This window comes from Dokdonella sp., assembly GCF_036518555.1.
Lineage (GTDB): Bacteria > Pseudomonadota > Gammaproteobacteria > Xanthomonadales > Rhodanobacteraceae > Dokdonella_A.
In genome coordinates, this window is record NZ_DATDMY010000155.1 from 1 (window position 1) to 2279 (window position 2279).

The 2279-nt window shown below is 66.4% G+C and carries 3 protein-coding genes; 1 reads left to right on the plus strand and 2 read right to left on the minus strand.

Translation table 11 applies throughout. The features are described from left to right. Nucleotides 1-191 precede the first annotated feature (191 nt). Nucleotides 192-554, minus strand: a complete 363-nt coding sequence (locus VI238_RS09505; RefSeq protein WP_331650758.1) for a YciI family protein — start codon at nt 552-554, stop codon at nt 192-194. Between the two features lie 225 nt (nt 555-779). On the opposite strand from VI238_RS09505, the gene VI238_RS09510 reads away from it, so the two are divergent. Beyond that, the gene (locus tag VI238_RS09510; RefSeq protein ID WP_331650760.1) at nt 780-1673 is read left to right on the plus strand and encodes an acyltransferase; all 894 of its coding nucleotides are present in this window, start codon (nt 780-782) and stop codon (nt 1671-1673) included. A gap of 214 nt (nt 1674-1887) precedes the next feature. On the opposite strand, the gene VI238_RS09515 is transcribed toward VI238_RS09510, so the two are convergent. Next, nucleotides 1888-2279: DUF3147 family protein (locus VI238_RS09515; RefSeq protein WP_331650761.1), on the minus strand; the 392-nt coding region annotated here is incomplete at its 5' end.

Here is a 2279-nt window from a genome sequence, read left to right on the forward strand (position 1 = left end):
TGATGGCGATCGTGTGGGTGTCGATGCGTTGTCGTGACCTTGCCCGGCAGCCGTATAGGCCGCGCTCTATGGGAGCGGCAGAAGCCGCGATGCTCTTCCCGGACGAGCGCCGATAGCCGATTGACGAAGAGCATCGCGGCTTCCGCCGCTCCCACAGGGGTGCCGCGCATGTTCCCGCGGCACGCCGCCGGTTACTTGGGCGAGTCGGGGTGGCACTCCATCCGGCGGACCTCGCACTCGACGTTCCACTCGTCGCCGTGCACCTTGAGGAAGCGCTGGGTCAGCTCGACCGCTTCGTCGAGCGATGCGGCTTCGAGGACCGCGTAGCCACCGATCACTTCCTTCGACTCGGTGAACGGGCCGTCGGTCATCGAGAGCTTGCCGTGGGCGAGGCGCACGCGCTTGCCTTCGGCGGTCGGGCGCAGGCCTGCAGTGTCGATGAGCTTGCCTTCGCGGGTCATGTCCTGCATGAGCTTGCCCATATCGGCCATGAGCTGCTCGCTCGGGACGAGGCCGGCATTTTCGTTGATCCGGATGATCGACAGGAATCGCATCGTGGGTTCCTTGGGGGGCCAGTGGAAGGGATGACGCCGGGCGCTTTTGCCGGCTTCGTCAGGACGACGAACGAACAGCGACGGAATCGACATGCGGGCGGGACGGATCGACGGCGGCGTGCGACCCGCGCGGATGCGCGCCCGCGACGATGCGCCGCCGCGGCCGCGGTCGCGTCCGCTGCCGATCCCGGTTAGGCTGGCGACCGACTTTCCGACGGGAATCCCATGCCGACCTGGTTCCGCGCCGCGCTCGCGCTCATCCCGATCGTGCTCAGCACGCTCGTGCACGTGGTGCCGTTGTTCGCGGTGGCCCTGGTCAAGGCCGCGCTGCCGTTGCCGCCCGTGCGCCGCACGTGCAACCGGTGGCTCGCCGGCATCGCGGAGAGCTGGATCGCGTTCAACAGCCGGATGATCGACCTGTGCACGCACACGCGCTTCGTCGTGAGCGAGCAGGCGACGCTGCGGCATGACGGCCACTACCTCGTGCTCGCGAACCACCAGAGCTGGGTCGACATCCCGGTGCTGCAGAAGGTGTTCAACCGGCGCATCCCGCTGCTGCGCTTCTTCCTCAAGAGCCAGCTGTTCTGGGTGCCGCTGCTCGGGCTCGCATGGTGGGCGCTCGATTTCCCGTTCATGAAGCGCTACACGCGTGAACAGCTCGCGCGCCGCCCCGACCTCGCGGGGCGCGACATCGAGGCGACGCGCCGTGCGTGCGGGAAGTTCCGCTCGATCCCGGTCGCGATCATGAACTTCGTCGAAGGCACGCGCCTCACGCCCGCGAAGCACGCCGTGCAGGCCTCGCCGTACCGGCACCTGCTCAAGCCGAAGTCCGGTGGCGTCGCCTTCGTCATCGACGCGATGGGCGAGGGCCTGCACGCGATCCTCGACGTGACGATCGCATACCCCGGCGGCCGCCCGACGATGCTCGACCTGTTCGGCGGCCGCATCCGCGACGTCCGCATCGACGTGCGCGAGCGGCCGATCCCGCGCGAGTTCATCGGCGGCGACTACCAGAACGACGCCGCGTTCCGCGAACGCTTCCAGGCCTGGATGAACGCGCTGTGGCGGGGGAAGGACGCGACGCTTTCGGGGATGCTGGGGGAAGAGAGCAAAGCCTGAAACACGAAGGACACGAAGGACACGAAGGAAAAGCAAATCAGGGAAAAGCTTGAAACACGGAGCACACGGAGCACACGGAGAAAGCAAGGCAAGGAAGAGCTTTACGGTTTGAAAGCTCTTCCTCCGTGTGCTCCGTGTTTCAATCTTTGCATCTTCGCTTTTCCTTCGTGTCCTTCGTGTCCTTCGTGTTTCAATCTTTGCTTCCGCCTTCCCGCTACAGGCGTACGCCGAAGCGCGCGGCGATGAGCACGGTGAGGAAGTAGAGCACGATCGTGAGCGCGCACGCCGCCGCGAGTGCCCACCAGAAGCCGACGCCGTGGCGCAGCAGCCACGGCAGCGCGAGGAACATCGGCAGCGACGGCAGCACGTACCAGAACGTCGCCTCGGCGTGCGCGGCGATGCGCCCGGCGTCGCCCGTATCGCGCCAGAGCCAGAGGATCGCGAGCAGCGAGACGAGCGGCAGCGACACGACGAGTGCGCCGAAGGACGGACTGCGCCGCGCGATTTCCGACACCGCCATGACGATGACGCCGGAAATGAGCGCCTTGATCAGCAGATAGGTCATGTTCCGACTATACCGCGCGAGGCCGCGGTTCCAAAAGCGAA